17 protein-coding genes are annotated in these 17,495 nt (G+C 33.6%); 9 read left to right on the top strand and 8 right to left on the bottom strand.

Annotation, left to right across the window (positions count from 1 at the left end):
* Positions 1-313 precede the first annotated feature (313 nt).
* Together QMG60_RS14130 and QMG60_RS14125 are read left to right on the top strand one after the other, a co-directional pair.
* Positions 314-1,072, top strand: a complete 759-nt coding sequence (locus QMG60_RS14130; RefSeq protein ID WP_281865345.1) for an AraC family transcriptional regulator — start codon at positions 314-316, stop codon at positions 1,070-1,072.
* A 31-nt stretch (positions 1,073-1,103) separates the two neighbouring features.
* Entirely contained in the window at positions 1,104-2,300 is a 1,197-nt protein-coding gene (locus QMG60_RS14125) for an NAD(P)/FAD-dependent oxidoreductase (RefSeq protein WP_281865344.1), read from the top strand.
* A 45-nt stretch (positions 2,301-2,345) separates the two neighbouring features.
* Here QMG60_RS14125 and QMG60_RS14120 read toward each other — a convergent pair whose 3' ends face one another.
* The 7 genes from QMG60_RS14120 to QMG60_RS14090 form a co-directional block, all read right to left on the bottom strand.
* Entirely contained in the window at positions 2,346-2,771 is a 426-nt protein-coding gene (locus tag QMG60_RS14120; RefSeq protein WP_281865343.1) for an MgtC/SapB family protein, read from the bottom strand.
* Positions 2,772-2,787: 16 nt separating this feature from the next.
* Positions 2,788-3,201, bottom strand: a complete 414-nt coding sequence (locus QMG60_RS14115; RefSeq protein WP_057118319.1) for a 3-hydroxyacyl-ACP dehydratase FabZ family protein — start codon at positions 3,199-3,201, stop codon at positions 2,788-2,790.
* A 706-nt stretch (positions 3,202-3,907) separates the two neighbouring features.
* Positions 3,908-4,624: a LytTR family DNA-binding domain-containing protein gene (locus tag QMG60_RS14110; protein ID WP_281865342.1), complete on the bottom strand. Its 717-nt coding sequence runs from the start codon at positions 4,622-4,624 to the stop codon at positions 3,908-3,910.
* Positions 4,624-5,793 (bottom strand): sensor histidine kinase, encoded by a 1,170-nt coding sequence (locus QMG60_RS14105; protein ID WP_281865341.1) that lies wholly within the window; start codon positions 5,791-5,793, stop codon positions 4,624-4,626. The genes QMG60_RS14110 and QMG60_RS14105 overlap by 1 nt, the downstream gene beginning before the upstream one ends.
* A gap of 29 nt (positions 5,794-5,822) precedes the next feature.
* A complete protein-coding gene (locus tag QMG60_RS14100; protein ID WP_281865340.1) occupies positions 5,823-6,560 on the bottom strand; it encodes a CPBP family glutamic-type intramembrane protease in 738 nt (245 codons plus the stop codon).
* Between the two features lie 367 nt (positions 6,561-6,927).
* Entirely contained in the window at positions 6,928-7,314 is a 387-nt protein-coding gene (locus tag QMG60_RS14095) for a DoxX family protein (protein WP_057118323.1), read from the bottom strand.
* A 137-nt stretch (positions 7,315-7,451) separates the two neighbouring features.
* The gene (locus QMG60_RS14090) at positions 7,452-8,465 is read right to left on the bottom strand and encodes a zinc-binding alcohol dehydrogenase family protein (RefSeq protein ID WP_281865339.1); all 1,014 of its coding nucleotides are present in this window, start codon (positions 8,463-8,465) and stop codon (positions 7,452-7,454) included.
* 197 nt (positions 8,466-8,662) lie between these two features.
* On the opposite strand from QMG60_RS14090, the gene QMG60_RS14085 reads away from it, so the two are divergent.
* From QMG60_RS14085 to QMG60_RS14065, 5 genes are all read left to right on the top strand, one after another.
* Entirely contained in the window at positions 8,663-9,217 is a 555-nt protein-coding gene (locus QMG60_RS14085; RefSeq protein ID WP_281865338.1) for a GNAT family N-acetyltransferase, read from the top strand.
* A 152-nt stretch (positions 9,218-9,369) separates the two neighbouring features.
* Positions 9,370-9,804: a DoxX family membrane protein gene (locus QMG60_RS14080; protein ID WP_281865337.1), complete on the top strand. Its 435-nt coding sequence runs from the start codon at positions 9,370-9,372 to the stop codon at positions 9,802-9,804.
* A 371-nt stretch (positions 9,805-10,175) separates the two neighbouring features.
* Positions 10,176-11,012, top strand: a complete 837-nt coding sequence (locus QMG60_RS14075) for a sulfite exporter TauE/SafE family protein (RefSeq protein ID WP_281865336.1) — start codon at positions 10,176-10,178, stop codon at positions 11,010-11,012.
* Complete coding sequence (locus tag QMG60_RS14070) at positions 10,999-11,406, top strand: DUF1634 domain-containing protein (protein ID WP_057118328.1); 408 nt, start codon at positions 10,999-11,001, stop codon at positions 11,404-11,406. The genes QMG60_RS14075 and QMG60_RS14070 overlap by 14 nt, the downstream gene beginning before the upstream one ends.
* Positions 11,407-11,495: 89 nt before the next feature.
* Positions 11,496-12,518 carry an LLM class flavin-dependent oxidoreductase gene (locus QMG60_RS14065; protein WP_281865335.1) on the top strand — a complete coding sequence of 341 codons (1,023 nt, stop codon included), beginning with the start codon at positions 11,496-11,498 and terminating at the stop codon, positions 12,516-12,518.
* A gap of 116 nt (positions 12,519-12,634) precedes the next feature.
* On the opposite strand, the gene QMG60_RS14060 is transcribed toward QMG60_RS14065, so the two are convergent.
* The gene (locus QMG60_RS14060) at positions 12,635-15,028 is read right to left on the bottom strand and encodes a TonB-dependent receptor (RefSeq protein WP_281865334.1); all 2,394 of its coding nucleotides are present in this window, start codon (positions 15,026-15,028) and stop codon (positions 12,635-12,637) included.
* A gap of 239 nt (positions 15,029-15,267) precedes the next feature.
* On the opposite strand from QMG60_RS14060, the gene QMG60_RS14055 reads away from it, so the two are divergent.
* Positions 15,268-16,545, top strand: a complete 1,278-nt coding sequence (locus tag QMG60_RS14055; RefSeq protein WP_281865333.1) for an acetyl-CoA C-acetyltransferase — start codon at positions 15,268-15,270, stop codon at positions 16,543-16,545.
* Entirely contained in the window at positions 16,546-17,271 is a 726-nt protein-coding gene (locus tag QMG60_RS14050) for a hypothetical protein (protein ID WP_281865332.1), read from the top strand.
* Positions 17,272-17,495 lie beyond the last annotated feature (224 nt).

Raw genomic sequence — 17,495 nt, 5'->3', positions numbered from 1 at the left:
TTTAATCAATTTTGAATTATACTAATTTTCAATGTTACCAAACTGTTAAATTAACATTAAAAAATAATAACCAAAGATAGATTGAAAAAGAGATTCGCCAATGTTAAGTTTTTCATCCAAACCAAAAATCAAATATAAAGAACTAATAATCAATATATTACCCAATGTTAAGTTTTTTATGTATAAATTTTAAAAGATAAACAAGCTTTTACAAGCCATTAAAAGCCTGTTCTATTTATAAAATTGAAGAACAATTTGTATAATTTCGTCTTTCGATACTAAGAAAACATCTATAATCATTGTTCTTATTACAATGCACGACAAATTAGAGTACAAATCAATTCAGCCTAAACAAGATCTTTCGTATTTTGTGGATAGCTTTTGGTGCATTCGTAATGCCTCTGATAAAACTCTGGAAACAATTGGTCTGCCCGACGGCCGTATTGATCTATCTTTGCTTCAATCTCCTGAGGAATCTTTTAGAATTATGCTTCTTGGATTAGGGACGAAACAATATGAAAAAGGAAGAATTCCTGCCAACAGCCTTACCTTTGTTATCAGCTTCAAACTTCCTGCTGTCGAATATGTTTTTCATGAATCTATTTCAGATCTTTTAAATTCTGGAAAAAAATTAGAAAACAATTTCTGGGAATTCAATGAAAATGATTTAGAAGATTTTGAATTGTTCTGTGAAAAAGCCTCTCTTAAAATTGAGTCTTTATTATTAAAAGAAATAGAAACTCGAAAACAGAAACTATTCAGCCTTATCTATCAAACACATGGCGCAATGACGGTAAAAGAATTATCTGAAAAATCCAGCTGGAGCAGCCGCCAGATTAACCGTTATTTTAATACGTATTTTGGAATTTCATTAAAAGGATTCTGCTCTATCCTTCGTTTCCGTGCTTCGCTGGAACATATTGCAAAAGGAAAACTTTTTCCCGAAGAAAACTTTTCAGACCAGACGCATTTTATTAGAGAGGTCAAAAAAATTTCTGGTTCTCTTCCTAAAGAATTATTCCAAAACAAAAATGACCGATTTATACTATTATCGGCTCTTTCTTCAAAATAATTTTGCGGGATAGATTTTAAAAAATCAAACTATGCTGTTACAAGATAAACAAGCTGCCATTATTGGCGGCGGAATGGGCGGACTATTACTTGCCCGACTTTTACAAATGAAAAATGCAAATGTAAAAGTTTACGAAAGAGACCTTAACCAAGAGATTCGAGTACAAGGTTCTCCTTTGGATTTACATGAAGATTCCGGATTAAAGGCCATGAAACATGCGAATTTATTAAATGAATTTTACGCCAATATTCGTCCAAACGCCAGTAAAGCTCGAATTCTAGATAAAGATTTTCAATTGCAATTTGATGAGCACAGTATTGAAAAAACTGCAGCACAAATTTCAGGTACAGATAAAAATTCACTGCGAGACATTTCGAAACCTCGCCCAGAAATAGATCGTTCGATTCTTCGCAACATTTTATTGAACTCACTTCAATCAGATACAATTAGCTGGGACAGTCAATTTAGTTCAATGGAAAAAGAAAATGAAGGCTGGAGACTGCATTTCAAAAACGAAACTAACGTTTATGCCGATTTAGTCATTGCTGCAGATGGCGCCAATTCTAAAGTTCGTTCTTATATAAATGCCGAAAAACCTATTTATTCTGGAATAACGATGGTTGAAGGAACTATTTACAATGCAAAAGAAAACGCTCCAAACCTTTTTGAATTTTCTAAAGGAGGAAAAGTTCTGGCTCTTGGCAATGAACAAACGATAATGTACGGAACTAAAGGAGACGGCTCGCTTATGTTTTTATTAAGCAGTAAAATTCCAGAAAATTGGATCACAGAAAGTGATTTAAATTTTAACGACAATCAGGAGATTTTTGGATGGTTCAAAGAGGTTTATAAAGAATGGAGTCCGAAATGGCACGAACTTTTTAAGAGCAATGAATTGTATTTTATACCGCGTCCGCAATATTATTTTCCTTTAAATCAAAGTTGGGAAACCCAAGCAAACTTAACACTGATTGGAGATGCAGCACATCGTATGCCTCCGTTTGCCGGGAAAGGTGCTAATCTCGCCATGCTGGACGCTCTTGAACTAGCAGATTTTTTAACTAATGATCAATTTAAAGATATCAAAACTGCTATTTCTAGTTTTGAAAAACGTATGCTGGAAAGAGCTGCCAAAGCCACGAAAGAAACTCTAGAAAATGGAGAACAAATACACTCTAAAGAAGCTTTGGGTAAATTGATTTCAATATTCAAAGGAGAAAATTTATAATCTCTTGTACTAATACAGACTTGAAGCTTTAATTTAATTAAAAGATCACCCTTTCCTATTTTTCAACCAATTATCTATTGGTTCAATAGCAATATTTATCAGAATAACTAAGAGCGTGCAAATTAAAGCTTCAATAAAATAACCAGATGCAGCGGTACTTCCTATAGCGGCGCTGCACCAAATTGTAGCTGCAGAATTCAAGCCATGTACATTATCACCTTCTCTAAAAATAACTCCCGCACCTAGAAAACCAACCCCCATAACCACCTGAGCAGTGATACGAGTAACATCGATGTTTGGTTCTGTTTCTGCAACTTTGATAGACAAAAGCACAAAAACTGCTGCCCCAATAGCAACAAGCGTATTTGTTTTTACTCCCGTTTCCTTGTGATGCCATTGTCTTTCAAAACCAATGGCTAATCCCGCAATTGCAGCCGCCACAAGCCGTGTTAAGAATTCTGTTGTACTCAAGTTATATACTTTATAATTATTGAAGTTTAACACACATCCATTCGCCTTTTAAAATCAATTTTCCATCTGAAAACGCCTCTCCAGATTGTTTTATGATTTTTTCACTTACACGAATGTTTTTTACTACAAATTTAACGAGTTTTCCAAATTCAACACCTGCAAAAAATTCTATATGATCCATACTAACTAAACCAAAAACACCATCAGCAAGACCTAACAGCTTTACACCTGCACCTCCGCATTGTGCCATTGCCTCTATTAAAATAGTTCCAGGAACAAAATTAAAGTCTGGAAAACTCCCTTGAAGCCAGTTGTCTTTCTGGGTAAAAGTATTTAATCCGATAATTGTTTCAGGTGTGTAAGATATAATTTCATCAACAAATAAAAATGGGGCTCTGTGTGGAATTAGATCTTCAATATTTCGACTCATAATTTGTAATTTTCAACAATTTACGAATCTGATCTGAAATAGACAATTTTTTAAATTATATCTCCTTTTAATACCAGTTAAAATCGCTGGCAAAACTTCCAAAAAAAACAGAAAAATCTAATTGAATTTTAGCATTAATTGAACTTAAGTTAACAATTTTGGCACCAAAAGGGAATTAACATCAGCGTTAGCATCGGTATTTTGAATATTAAACTTTTAAATTAAATAATCATTATTTGACGTTTAATAATTAGATACTTAAACAAACATTATAGATAAAATTTATAGCGAAAAATTACTTATAAAAAGTGATTTTTCTATTATAAGTTCATTTTTTGATCTCAGAAAAAGAAACTAATCTACGCCATTAATCCAAGTTATTCCCTCCCCATCATTCAGCAATAAATTACAGTAATAAATTAGACAATAAACCTTCTGTCAGTTTTAAAGCCACTTCAAAACTAAAAAAATGCTTGTTTAATAATTTTTACATGCTAAAAGAATATAAACTTCGTAATCAGCTCCAATGCTAAACCTTCTATTGGCATCTATTTTAAAACAAAATATCTTATTAAATTTAAAAAACCAAAAATCTAATTACCAATAAATTAAATAAACTTATTTAAACAAACACATGACGATAAATTTGATTTAGATAAATCAACATTTTTTGCGTTATGTAAGATATAAATATATGTCTAGCTGTTTACTTTATGGTTTTAATTCCCAATAATTGATATAGATCGTCTTTTTTATTCAGAGCAGTCGAAATTGTTTTTCCGTCGATTAACTCCACTACATTTCCGTTGAGGCTTCTGACAGCTTCGAGATTTAAAATAAAAGAACGCTGTACGCGAAAGAAGGCTGGAAGCTTCAAAACGTCTTCCATTGCTTTTAATGTTCCTAAGGTGATGTAAGAAGCGCCATTAATTACAAATTTTAAATAATCGCCCTGCGCCTCTACATAAAGAATTTCATTGAGCAGAATCTTGATCAGTTTTCCTTCTGATTTTATAAAAATACGATCAGAATTGATTTGATGCACTGAGGTTGTTTTCTTTAACGAAAGATATTCTTTTGCACGATTGACCGCTCTTAAAAAACGATCAAAACGAACGGGTTTTACCAAATAATCTGCTGCGCCGGTTTCAAATCCGTCTAAAGCAAAATTGCGATGTGCCGTTATAAATATAAGGACTGGTGGATTTGTAAGCGATCGTACCAATTCTAAACCTGTTAATTTGGGCATTTCGATATCACTAAAAATAATATCAATAGTATTTTCCTCCAGATATATTAAGGCTTTAGAAGCTTCGCCAAATGAAGCCTGCAGCTCCAAAAATGGAATTTCGCTGATAAAAGATTCTATAATATCTCTCGCAATTGGTTCGTCATCAACGACAATGCATTTTAAGTTTTCCATTACTTTCTTAAAACTATTTTTAGATCGACTTTAAAAGACGAATCTTGTTTTTTAATTTCTAATTTATAATGGTTCGAATATAGGAGCTCTAATCGTTTACGGGAATTCTCTACTCCTATTCCACCAAAATTATTAACCGCAGGACTTTCTTCAAAATCATTTTCTAAAGAAAACCAAAAGGTATTGTGTTCAATTTTTATATCCAGCTTTACAAATGCCTTTTTAGTGCTTTTTAAGCCATATTTAAAAGCATTTTCAATGAAAGTAAAAGTCAAAAGCGGTGCGATAAAAAGTCCTGCTGTTTGGTTTTCTCCTTCAATATTTACCTGAATATCTTTATCATCGGCATAACGCATTTTTTCTAAAGCGATGTAATTTTTTATAAAATCCAATTCTTTTTCCAGACGAACGATATCTGTATTAGATTCATACAAAGTATAACTCATAATATCAGACAAATTCAGAATTAATTCTGGAGCGAGATTGTCTTTTCTAACTGTAAGTCCATACAAATTATTCAAGGTATTAAACAAAAAATGCGGATTAAGCTGTGCTTTCAAAAAATCTTTTTCAATTTGAATATTCTGAATTTCTAAAGCTGTTTTTTCTTTCTGAATTTGAAATTTTTTATTGTAAAGCCTTGTAATTTCAACTAAAATTTTAGCAAAACAAAAAGGCGAAAGAAGCGAAATAATAATGATTGTCTGCGAAAGCATTCTTTTTAATGAAACTGCCTCCAAAAAGGTCTGTTCTGCGCTCATTTTAATTACGCCTTTTAATTCGCCAAAAGTAATTTCCAGACCTAAGGTATAATAAAACAAGGAGAACAAGTATGTTGCTGCCATCCAGACAAAAATCGAAAGCGGAAAAAGCATTAATAAAAGAATTACAATTCTGGTTTTGTTTCCCGAAAAAATCTTGGGGAGCAGCAGATAAAATAGCATATAAAATACAATGATATTTACTGCTGCCATTCGGAAAGTTAGAAGAATAGCATCAAAATAAACCAAATGATATCCAATTACATAACTCAAAAAAAGTAAAATAGAAAACCCCAGCCACATGCAAATGTGCATTAAAACCCGATTTCTTTTAGTAAAAAACTGATCAAGGTTTAAAGACACAAGTTTGTCTAAAAAATATCCTGAAGTTGTTGTTGTATTTGGCATAATTGTAAAGCAGTTTCAAATATAACTTTTTATAAAATTCTAATAACTGCATTGATTAAATTAATTATGTTGTGGCCAAGGATTGAAAAGATTAAATTCCCTGAAAAAATCCTAAGAACTGCTAAACTAAAAGAAGAGATTAAAGTAAGATACACAATTGTAATGATGTCAAACTTTAAATGAAAATCCTGATCTAAAACCGCGCCGTGCGAAACGCCAAATAAAATGGTAATAATTATAAATGACCAGCCCAATTCGACACCACGGTAATTCCATTTTGGAGCAAAAGCCTTATTTAAAAGCCATGGCGATATTCCTCTAAGAGCAATTTCTTCTGTTAATCCAGGCATTGTCGCTTGAAAAATAAAAGTTTCTAAATCGAATGTTCCTCCTTTTGGAAACAATATCAGTTTAAAAACTATGTCAAATAATGTAAAGCCAATAAACATCAGTAAACCAAATTTTAAAGTGGTTTTTGGATTGGTTTGAGCAGTAAATCCGATTTTGATTCTTTCTTCTTTTGAAACTGAAAACAGTATAATTAAAGATAAAACTAAACTCAAAATTTTTCCTGACCAATTGAACTTTAATCCAAGGAAATCTAATGGCAACAGCTCTTTTCCGTAATGCTGCAATAGCATATCGCTAAGAAAATAAAGAACAAAAAACGCTAAGTATTTATAATTTGTTTTTTCTGTTTTGAAATGTGCAATAACAACAAAAGGAGAAATTAATAATATCCAGAGAAGCGGTGATAATGGTGACATAATTTTGATTTTTAAGGTTTTAATTTTAATCAAAAGTATATCGAGAGTATATCAACTAAAAGTCTGATCGGTAGAAATAGTACTTTTCTCCGTGAAAACATTCTTTCATACGATAAGAGATAATGGTTGATGGTTGATGGTTGATGGTTGATGGTTGATGGTTGATGGTTGGTGGTTGATGGTTGGTGGTTCGTAGTTTGGGGTTCGTAGTTTGGGGTTCGTAGTTTGGGGTTCGTAGTTTGGGGTTCGTAGTTTGTGGTTTGTGGTTGATAGTGATCTTTAATTTTTTAATTCATAATTTTTAATTTTTAATTCACAAAAAAAGCCCTAAACTTTAATTTAGAGCTTTTTATATATTTGTTTGAGTTTAGTCCCAATTATTGGTTTTCGAAACGGCGTATTTGCCAGCCCCAGTAAAAAATAATGCGATTGCTCCTAAAAGATAAAGCATTAAAAGTTCATTAGCATAACCTCCATGATCACTTATAGAGAAAATATCTTGTGCATGTGCAACTGCAATGGCTGTGATACAATTTATGGCAAAAATAACCGCTGCAATTCTAGTTCTAAATCCTACTAAGATAGCAATCGGAGCTAAAACTTCACCAATGTAAACAGCATATGCAAATGTTCCCATGTTTTCTACAAGGAAAGAAATTCCATGAAGGATTTTTGAAACTCCGTGAAAAAGCATTAATCCACCGATGCTGATACGTAATACTAATAATCCTAAGTCTGTGTTTTTTGAAATCATAACAATTTAGTTTTGGTTTAAAATTTACCTGCATTTTTGACTTGCAAGACAACTAAAATACAAAATTTTGTTAGGTTTCAAATTTATTATTTAAAACATTCTACATAACTATCTCCAGCTATCTTAGTGCTTATTTTTTAAAATTTAATTGCAATTTTTCCAATCGTTTTACCCGATTCTAAAAGCTGATGTGCTTTTTTAAAATTGTCAGCAGTTAGTCCGTTTAGGGTTAAATTTAAAGTTGTTTTTAGCACGCCTTCATCTAATAAATCAGCAACTTTATTTAAAATATGATGCTGTTCGATCATGTCTTCTGTTTGGTACATCGAGCGTGTATACATTAGTTCCCAAGAAAAAGAGGCACTTTTACTTTTCAATTTGTTTAACACAACAGGATCACTGCTTCCAGTAATCGAAGCGATATGTCCTTGTGGTTTGATCAATTCTACCATTGTATCCCAATAGGCGTTGGTGTCTACAAAGTCTAAAATAAAATCTACATTTTCAAAACCAGCTTCACGGACAGAAGAAACCAAGTCTTTGTGATCTACTACAAAATCGGCGCCCTGCTGTTTGCACCAGTCAATTGTTTCTGGACGAGACGCTGTTGCAATAACGGTTAAACCTGCAATTTTCTTGGCCAGTTGAATTGCAATCGAACCTACTCCTCCTGCTCCTCCAATGATTAAAATTGATTTCCCTTTGTCTTTTTCTTCGCTGATTCTAATTCTGTCAAATAAAATTTCCCAAGCTGTTAAAGCTGTCAGCGGAATTACAGCCGCTTCCTCGATACTTAGTGATTGTGGCTTTTTGCCAACAATTCTTTCGTCGATTATTTGATATTCCGCATTACTGCCTTGTTTGGTAATATCTCCTGCGTAATATACTAGATCTCCGATTTCAAATAGTGTAACTTTTTCTCCAACTGCCTGTACAATACCAACAGCATCCCAGCCAATAATTTTGGGTGTTTCTAGAACTGTATCTTTTGCACTGCTCTGACGAATTTTAAAATCTACTGGATTTACCGAAACTGCATCGATTTTTATTAATAAATCGCGATCACCAGGTATTGGCTTTGACGCTTCAAATTCGATAAAACTTTCTTGATTTTCTATGGGTAGCGATGACTTGAATCCAATTGCTTTCATGACTTAATTTTTTTTAATTAAAGTATAATACAAAGATAGGTCTAGTTAAAAATGTATAATTGGTATATTTTGATACAATATCGGTAAAATTTCTGCAATAAGGATTTTGTTTCACTCAAATTTGGGAACAGAAAAGAAGACTATGCTTCTATGTCTTTAAATAAAGCCTTAAATTTGCTTATTAAAATTCTTTCAAAATGAATATCAGAAAAGCCGAAAAATCAGATGCAGAAAATATTGCTCCAATTTTATTATTAGCAATGGAGGATATCATTTATAAGTTTATTGCAAAAGAAGATTACGCTTCCGCGAAAGATTTTCTGCTGCACTTTATTGAAAGGGAAAACAATCAGTATTCTTATCAAAATTGTTACGTAGCAGAAGAGCATAATGAAATCATTGGCACGGTAAATGTTTATGATGGTACAGATTTAGAAATATTAAGAATTCCAATAATTGAATACGTTAGAAATCATTATAACCCGATATTTGATCCAGAGTTTGAAACCCGCTCAGGAGAATTCTACATTGATTCGTTAGGCATTAAACCGAATCATCAAGGAAAAGGAATTGGTTCTAAAATACTTCAGTTTCTAATTAAAGAATATGTTTATTCCAAACAACAAACATTGGGTTTATTGGTTGAAGAAGATAATCCGCTGGCAAAGAACCTTTATTTAAAACTCGGTTTTAAGATCGTGGGAGAAAAAACTTTAGTTGGCAAGAGGCTTGAGCATCTTCAAATAAGTTAGGATAGAGTAACCTCTATCCTTTTTTTATGCATTTTAACGATTATTTCGAACAATTTGACGTTGATTCTGCCGTTATTAAAAATAACCAGGCGATCTTTTTTTAATTTTTAAAAGAAATTCGTTGAATGATATTGAAATAAATTAGTAATAGAATGAAAAACATAACCCTATTAGAAGCAGGTTTAATTTTAAGAATAGTTTTAGCAATCACAATGCTTTCAGCCGTAGCTGATCGATTTGGACTTTGGGGCGCACCTGGCTCCAATGCAGTAGCCTGGGGAAATTGGGACAACTTCGTTATGTATACCCAGACCTTAAATCCTTATGCCAACAAAGCCACAGCAGAAATTTTAGGCATTGCGGCCACTTTCTTCGAAGTCATATTAAGTCTCTTATTGATTTTTGGTTTTAAAACTCGAATCGCAGCTTTAGGAACTGCTTTTTTACTGTTTTTCTTTGGTTTTGCTATGGCTGTTTCGGTTTCGGTAAAAGCACCTTTAGATTATTCGGTTTGGACAAGCGCTGCCTCAGCTTTACTGCTGGCTAATATTGGCAAAACATCTTACGCAGTTGATAATAGAATTTAGAGTTGATGGTTGATGGTTGATGGTTAATTGTTAATGGTTGATGATTGATGGTCAATTTATTAATTGTTGATGATTGCCAATCCAAATAAAACTAAAAACCATACACTCAAACTAAGGACTAAGGACTTAACACTATCAACTATAAACTATAAACTATAAACTATAAACTATAAACTATAAACTATAAACTATAAACTATAAACTATAAACTATAAACTATCAACTATAAACTATAAACTATAAACTATAAACTATCAACTATAAACCATCAACCATAAACTAAAAAAACATTTTTAAGGTATATTTAAGGTCATAATCCTGTTTCGAACAAATATGTATTCGTAAATTAGCAGATACAAAAACATATCTTAATGACAATACTTACCTTTACGCTTATAATGATTCTTGGCGCTTTTTTAGCGGGCTTTATCGGTTCATTATCAGGCTTAGGAGGCGGCATTATAATTATTCCGCTTCTTACTATTATTCTCGGAGTCGACATTCATTATGCTATTGGAGCCGCTTTGGTCTCCGTTATTGCGACCTCTTCAGGTTCTGCCGCAGCTTATGTAAAAGAAGGAATTACCAATATGCGAATGGGAATTTTTCTCGAAATCGCAACCACAATTGGTGCTGTTTGCGGCGCATTGCTTTCTACTATCGCTCCTACTTCTTTTATAGCCGTTTTATTCGGTTTAACCTTAATTTTTTCGGCTGTTAATTCACTTCGAAAAAAAGAAGAACATATCGTTTTAGAATCTAGTCCGCTGGCTAAAAAGCTAAAATTAGACGGTACTTATCCTTCTCATGACGGAGAAATCATTCACTACGGAACCAAAAATGTTTTAGGAGGTTTCAGCATGATGGGAGTTGCGGGAATGATGTCTGGTTTACTCGGAATTGGTTCTGGTGCTTTTAAAGTAATTGCAATGGATAATATTATGAGAGTTCCGTTTAAGGTTTCAACCACAACCAGTAACTTTATGATGGGTGTTACAGCAATGGCGAGTTCTGTAATTTATATTCAAAAAGGATATATTGAACCTGGGATTTGTATGCCGGTTGTAATTGGTGTTTTGTTTGGAGCTATGGCAGGTGCTAAAATATTAGTGCGTACCAATCCAAAAAAATTGAGAATCTTCTTTGCCTGTCTGATTTTCGTTTTGGCAGTAAATATGATTTATAACGGACTAAATGGAAAAATCTAATATGGTACAAGAAGAAAAATTTGGAGAAAAAGACTTTCAGTCAATCATAGGAAACTTACTTCGTTACGGTGTTTGGATTTCGTTAGCAGTAGCTTTTATGGGAGGAATTGTGTACTTAATGCACAACGGAAGCCAAATAGAAGATTATTCTGTTTTCAAGGAAAACGACCGCAATATATTTGAAGTAATCGCAGATATTTACAATGGAGCAATTCAAGGAAATGGAGAATCATTGATTTTTACAGGAATTATTTTGCTGTTCATGACACCCGTTTTACGTGTATTACTTTCGTTATTTTCATTTTTAGTAGAAAAGGATTATCTATATGTGGGGATAACATTAATTGTAATTACGATCATCATTATCAGTATTTCATTCGGATTCTCACATTAATATTCGCAATAGGCTTTAAGCTATAGGCTGTAGGCCTTCCTAAAATGCTTAAAGCTTACAGCCTAAAGCTTATAGCTAAAAATAAATATATGGAAATAGGAATAGACAGTTTTGCTTCGGCAATGTATGGCGATGATAACACACTTAGCAGTGTTGATGCTATGGAGCAGTTATTACAAAGAATTGAATTTGCAGATCAGGTTGGCCTTGATGTTTTCGGAATTGGAGAACATCATAAAAAAGAGTTTTTAGATTCTGCAACAGCTGTAATTTTAAGTGCGGCAGCGGCCAGAACAAAAAATATACGTTTAGCGAGTGCTGTTTCGGTTTTGAGTGCGGCAGATCCTGTACGGGTGTACCAGAGTTTTTCAACTTTAGATTTGGTTTCAAAGGGAAGGGCGGAAATTGTTGTAGGGCGTGGTTCTTCTATTGAAGCTTATCCCCTTTTTGGCTATAATCTGAATGATTATGATGCGCTTTTCAGCGAAAAATTAGATTTACTTTTACAGATTCGCGATAATGAATTTGTGACTTGGGAAGGAAAATTTCGCCCGGCAATTAATAATCTTCCTGTTTATCCGAGAGCTTTACAAGAAAAATTACCCATTTGGCTTGGAGTTGGCGGAACACCTGAATCTTTTATTAGGGCAGGTTCGCTTGGACTTCCGTTAATGGTTGCCATTATTGGCGGGCAGACACATCGTTTTAAACCTTTAATTGATTTATACCGTCAGGCTGGACAAGCTGCAGGATATAAACCAGAAGAATTAAAAGTGGGATTGCATTCGCCAGGATATATTGGCTCAACAACAGAAAGTGCTATTGCTGATTATTATCCAGGTTATGCGGAGTTATGGACGAAATTAGGAAGAGAACGCGGCTGGCCTCCAGTTACAAAAGATAAATTTGACGGATTAATTGATGACTTAGGTGTTTTAATTGTTGGAAGTCCAGAAAGAGCTGCAGAGAAAATCCTGCGCCACAGTGAAGCACTTGGAGGTGTAGATCGATTTACTTTTCAAATGGACAACGCCGGATTAACACACAAACAATTAATGAATGCCATAGAATTAATTGGAACAAAATTAATTCCTTTAATTAGAAAGGGATAGTTTTGAATTGTGAATTATGAATTATGAGTTATGAATTGAAACTAATAACTTCAATCCTAACTCATAACTCATAACTTATAACTTACAGCTTATAACTTACAGCTTATAACTAAATACTAGAACTTATAAGTAACCCCCACTCTAAAGTTTCTTCCAGGTTCTGCCTGCCAATAATAAGCCTCTAGCCATTTGTAGTACGAACCGCTGTATAAGTATTTGTCTAAGATATTAAATACGTTTGCTGTAACTTTAACTTTCCCTGTTTCATAAGATAAACCTCCATCAAGTTTAAAATAAGATGGCAGTTTTTGAAGACCTTCACTCCAAGTATCTGTCTGGCGGCCGTCAAGAAAAGTTCCTCCAATAGAAGCGCCAAAACCTTTTAATTTTCCGTTTTGGACTGTATAATTTAACCAGGCGTTTGCTGTATGTTTAGCATATCCTGGAACTGTGCTTCCAACAGCAATACTGGTTAATCTTGATTCTGTTACAATAGATTCTGTAAAAGCATAGTTGGCAATTAAATTAAGACCGTCAAAAAGTTTTCCTCTAATATCAAACTCCAAACCTTCTGCCCTTTTTTCTCCCAAGATAACTTTATAAATATCATTCGGTCCATTTGTTGGATCGGCAGTGAGCTCATTTTTCTTTATAATTCTGTAAGCAGACAAAGTAGTATTCCATGAGCCATCAAACCAGTCTTTTTTGATACCAAATTCAATGTTATTACCTGTGAGCGGTTTTATAGGATCTCCATTCTGAGTAATTCCAGATTGAGGTGTAAAGGCTTGATCATATAGTCCATAAATCGCAAAATCATCAGTAATAGAATAACTCAAACCCGCACGAGGTGTAATGTGGCTGTCTTCTTGAGGTACGTCATAGGCACTAGTCTGGCTAATCCAAGTGTATCTTGCAGCAAGAGTCAATCTTAATTTATTTTGAAAAAAACCAAGTTCATCCTGAATATATCCAGCTGCATATTCTGAACCATAAAGTCCTCCTGCTCTCTGGCTTAAAGGAGTTTCATGATCGAAAGCAGGATAACCGTTAGAAGGTGTGCCATAATTTGGATTATATACATTGAAAGGACTTGCAGCAGTATCTAAATCATGAGATTGTCCCCAATCTGCCATGTAATCTTTACTTCCTAAATCTATTCCTCCTAATATTTTGTGCGAAACGCTACCTGTATTGAATTTTCCATTAACGAAAATCTGTCCTAAATACATATTACTTTCTGCATCCCAAATACCAACATTTCTAATAATATTCCCTGCTCCAAGCGCATTTTCGTCAGAACCAACAGTACTTGGCCATGAGCTATAACCTTGTTGAATGTATTTAAAATAAGATGTCTGAGCCGTTAACTTCCAGTTATCATCAAATTTATGTTCAAACTGCAAATACCCGCTGTGATCTTGTATGTTGGTATCTGGTAAACCTGGCGCTGTCATAGTGAAATCACGCGGCAGTGTAGCATAACCACCATCTTTAGGTCCAAAAACATAATAAGAACCAACTTCTGTCATGTTTGCATATTGAAAATTGTATTCAAATGTCAATTTTGTTTTGTCATCAAATTGGTATGAAATTACTGGAGCAATTACGTAACGGTCATTATGCTCAAACGGACGGAATGAACCTTTCTTTTGTGCAGCTCCATTAAAACGGTATAATAATTTTCCTTTTTTATCTAATTTTCCGTCAAGGTCTACACTTACTCTGTAAAAATCATAGCTTCCAACCAAAGCACTAACTTCTCCTTTTGTAACGCCTGTTGGTTTTTTAGTCACCACATTATAAAGTCCGCTTGGATCTCCGCTCGAAAGCATAAATCCAGCCGGCCCTTTCACAAATTCGATATGATCTACAAAACTCATATCTTCTGTCAATGGTCCCCAGAAAGAAGAAACAACATTAAATCCGTTTCTAAATGCCTGAATCTGTGAACCTCTCATGGTAATATTGGTATACAAATCTCCCCAATGTTCCAAACGCACAGCACCGCTCACGTTACGGATTACTCCATCGCTCATACTTGTAATTTGCTGATCTTTTAAAGTTTGAGCACTTACAATTTGTATGTTTTGCGGAATTTCAAGCACTGGTGTCTGAAGACGCAAAGACATTGATGGTTTATCCTGTTTATATTTGTTTTTCGTAATTACAACTTCCTGAAGATCTTCTTGACTTTCGTTTAACGAAAAGTTTTTAGTCGTAGTTTGTTTTGCTGTCACTACAATATTGGCTTCCACTGGAGCAATTCCCACCGCACGAACTACAATCGTATAATTTCCTGGTTTTACTCTCGTAATTTCATATTGTCCTGAAACAGTCGTAACATCAGAATATTTAGTCCCTTTTAGTGTTACAGCTATATTTTCGGCAGCAGTGTTACCGCTTAAAGAAATTTTACCTGCTACTTTTCCAAAGTCCTGTCCCATCATAGTTATCGAACATAATAGAAGCGCAAAAATGTAAACTCCTTTATTAAAAATTATTTTCATTTTGGTTTGATTTTAAATTGCTGGGCAAAAGTAATTTCAAATATTCGGTTTTCCAAATTATTTTTATCCGTTCTAAATAAATATAACAATTTATAAAAAATCAGCAGTAAAATTAGATTCAAACAGCCTTATTAAGTTATTTCCTGATAAATTAATCTAGGTTAAGTATTTATAACAGAATCTCTTTTTATCTTTATGATTCCAAATTCAACACAAAATTCACTTAATAAAATATTGACATGAAGCCAGATACAATAAGAAAAGTAGCCATTGTAGGTTACAATAGAATACCTTTTGCAAGAGCCAATACGGCTTATTCGAGTGTTGGCAATAAAGAAATGATGACCGCAGCACTCACTGGTCTTATTGATAAATACGGGCTGAAAGGAAAATTATTAGGCGAAGTTGCTGGCGGAGCGGTTATTAAACATACCTATGACAATAATTTGATCCGCGAATGTGTGATGCAGACTAGTCTTGATCCTGCAACTCCTGCGTGCGATTTACAGCAGGCATGTGACACTGGAATTGAAAGCGCAGTTTATATCGCTAATAAAATTGCCCTGGGACAAATTGAATCTGGAATTGCAGGTGGTGTCGATTCTATTAGTGATATGCCGATTGCTGTCAGCGAAAAGCTTAGAAAAATATTATTAGATGCTAGAAAAGCAAAATCATTGGGAGAAAAAATCAAATTATTTCTAAAACTTCGCCCAAAAGATTTCAGTCCGTTAGTTCCTAAAAATGAAGAATCGCAAACTGGACTTTCAATGGGCGGGCATACCGAAATCACTGCCAAACATTATAAAATCTCAAGAGAAGATCAAGATCAATTTGCTTTAAAAAGTCACTTGAATATGGCAAAAGCTTATGATGAAGGATTTTTTAATGATATGATTACGCCTTTCAACGGATTAGAAAAAGATAACAATTTACGCAAAGACAGCACAATTGAAAAATTAGCCAAGCTAAATCCAGCTTTCGATAAAGTAAACGGTACTTTGACGGCAGGAAATTCTACGCCGTTAACAGATGGGGCTTCTTGTATTCTTCTAGCAAGCGAAGAATGGGCAAAAGAACAAGGGCTTCCTATTTTGGCTTACATTACGTTTGCAGAAATTGCTGCTATCGAATACGTTAAAAATCAGCAGAACCTTTTATTAGCTCCACTATTTGCTGCTTCCAGAATGCTCGAAAAAGCAGGATTAAATCTTCAGGACTTTGATTATTATGAAATTCACGAAGCTTTTGCCGCACAGGTTTTAGCTACTTTAAAAATTTGGGAAAGTCCAGAACTCAGCGAATCGATTGGTTTAAAAAAAGCTTTAGGATCTATTGATCGAAATAAATTAAACGTAAAAGGAAGCAGCTTAGCAGCCGCTCATCCCTTTGCTGCAACTGGCGGCAGAATCATTGGCGTAATGGCAAAATTGCTTAACGAAAAAGGTTCTGGAAGAGGTTTTGTCTCTATTTGTGCCGCTGGTGGACAAGGCGTTACTATGATAATCGAGAAATAAATGAATATTTTACAAAAAGCATTAGGAGCAATTTTCCCTCCATACAAATACAATGCAATTAGAAAAGAGCAAAGAAAACTTTTTAATACTATAATTGAAGCATTACCTGAAAAATTATCTGAAATAAAAAATCAAACTATAAATAGTAATTTTTATGACTTAACAAATTGGGAATTATATCCTGATTTTAAATATGTTGCCATAGGTTATGTTGGAGACACCGTTTTTAAATACAAAAAAAGAGGTAATAATTATCATATTTCAGGGCTTAGGATTTTTTCAAAACAGAATAATCGTTTCGAAAAAATAGAACTTTTAATTCAGGATAATTTGGTCGCTGGTTTAAAAATTACAAATTCAACTTATCAATTAGATGAATTTAAATTATCATCGATTGATAATACAAATTTTTCAATGACACGTTTTGATTTTCCTCCAAACGAAATTGATTTGTTTTATGATAGCTTAGATAGTAATATTAGAGAAAAACTAAACTATAATGAATTATTTGATATTGATTTTAATGGAAGAACTTTTTATGTCATTTACGATTTAGAAGACGGAAATTATATTGCAGTAGATAATAAACAAAATGTATACTCTTTAATTCACGATGCTGAGCCAATGATTCTTAAAATGAAAATAACATTTCTTGAAATCTTAGAACAAATTGAGAATAACCAATTTGATGTAAGTGCGCATTTTGATAAAAGATATGGTAAATAATTTTTTCTAATGTAAATAAACCCGACAGGTTTTTAAAACCTGTCGGGTTTAATATGTAAAAAAGAATCTTACTAAATTTTTAAAAAGCAAATTCTTCAACAGAAGATAAGGCTTTCGCCAAACATTTTCTGCGAAATCAGGAATTGCAGTTCCTTCTGTGGAACCTTTTGGCTAAAAACTAAAACACTACAAAAACTTTACAGCAAATTTGTCATCGCAGCGTT

Origin of the sequence: Flavobacterium sp. GSB-24 (assembly GCF_027924665.1) — a bacterium.
Taxonomy (GTDB): domain Bacteria; phylum Bacteroidota; class Bacteroidia; order Flavobacteriales; family Flavobacteriaceae; genus Flavobacterium.
This window is presented reverse-complemented; position numbering and strand designations above follow the sequence as displayed.

Bases quoted from the DNA above. Each gene is read 5' to 3' on its own strand.
- QMG60_RS14130 (WP_281865345.1), top strand. From the start codon at position 314: ATGCACGACAAATTAGAGTACAAATCAATTCAGCCTAAACAAGATCTT.
- QMG60_RS14125 (WP_281865344.1), top strand. From the start codon at position 1,104: ATGCTGTTACAAGATAAACAAGCTGCCATTATTGGCGGCGGAATGGGC.
- QMG60_RS14115 (WP_057118319.1), bottom strand. From the start codon at position 3,201: ATGAGTCGAAATATTGAAGATCTAATTCCACACAGAGCCCCATTTTTA.
- QMG60_RS14110 (WP_281865342.1), bottom strand. From the start codon at position 4,624: ATGGAAAACTTAAAATGCATTGTCGTTGATGACGAACCAATTGCGAGA.
- QMG60_RS14105 (WP_281865341.1), bottom strand. From the start codon at position 5,793: ATGCCAAATACAACAACAACTTCAGGATATTTTTTAGACAAACTTGTG.
- QMG60_RS14100 (WP_281865340.1), bottom strand. From the start codon at position 6,560: ATGTCACCATTATCACCGCTTCTCTGGATATTATTAATTTCTCCTTTT.
- QMG60_RS14095 (WP_057118323.1), bottom strand. From the start codon at position 7,314: ATGATTTCAAAAAACACAGACTTAGGATTATTAGTATTACGTATCAGC.
- QMG60_RS14090 (WP_281865339.1), bottom strand. From the start codon at position 8,465: ATGAAAGCAATTGGATTCAAGTCATCGCTACCCATAGAAAATCAAGAA.
- QMG60_RS14085 (WP_281865338.1), top strand. From the start codon at position 8,663: ATGAATATCAGAAAAGCCGAAAAATCAGATGCAGAAAATATTGCTCCA.
- QMG60_RS14080 (WP_281865337.1), top strand. From the start codon at position 9,370: ATGAAAAACATAACCCTATTAGAAGCAGGTTTAATTTTAAGAATAGTT.
- QMG60_RS14075 (WP_281865336.1), top strand. From the start codon at position 10,176: ATGACAATACTTACCTTTACGCTTATAATGATTCTTGGCGCTTTTTTA.
- QMG60_RS14070 (WP_057118328.1), top strand. From the start codon at position 10,999: ATGGAAAAATCTAATATGGTACAAGAAGAAAAATTTGGAGAAAAAGAC.
- QMG60_RS14065 (WP_281865335.1), top strand. From the start codon at position 11,496: ATGGAAATAGGAATAGACAGTTTTGCTTCGGCAATGTATGGCGATGAT.
- QMG60_RS14060 (WP_281865334.1), bottom strand. From the start codon at position 15,028: ATGAAAATAATTTTTAATAAAGGAGTTTACATTTTTGCGCTTCTATTA.
- QMG60_RS14055 (WP_281865333.1), top strand. From the start codon at position 15,268: ATGAAGCCAGATACAATAAGAAAAGTAGCCATTGTAGGTTACAATAGA.
- QMG60_RS14050 (WP_281865332.1), top strand. From the start codon at position 16,546: ATGAATATTTTACAAAAAGCATTAGGAGCAATTTTCCCTCCATACAAA.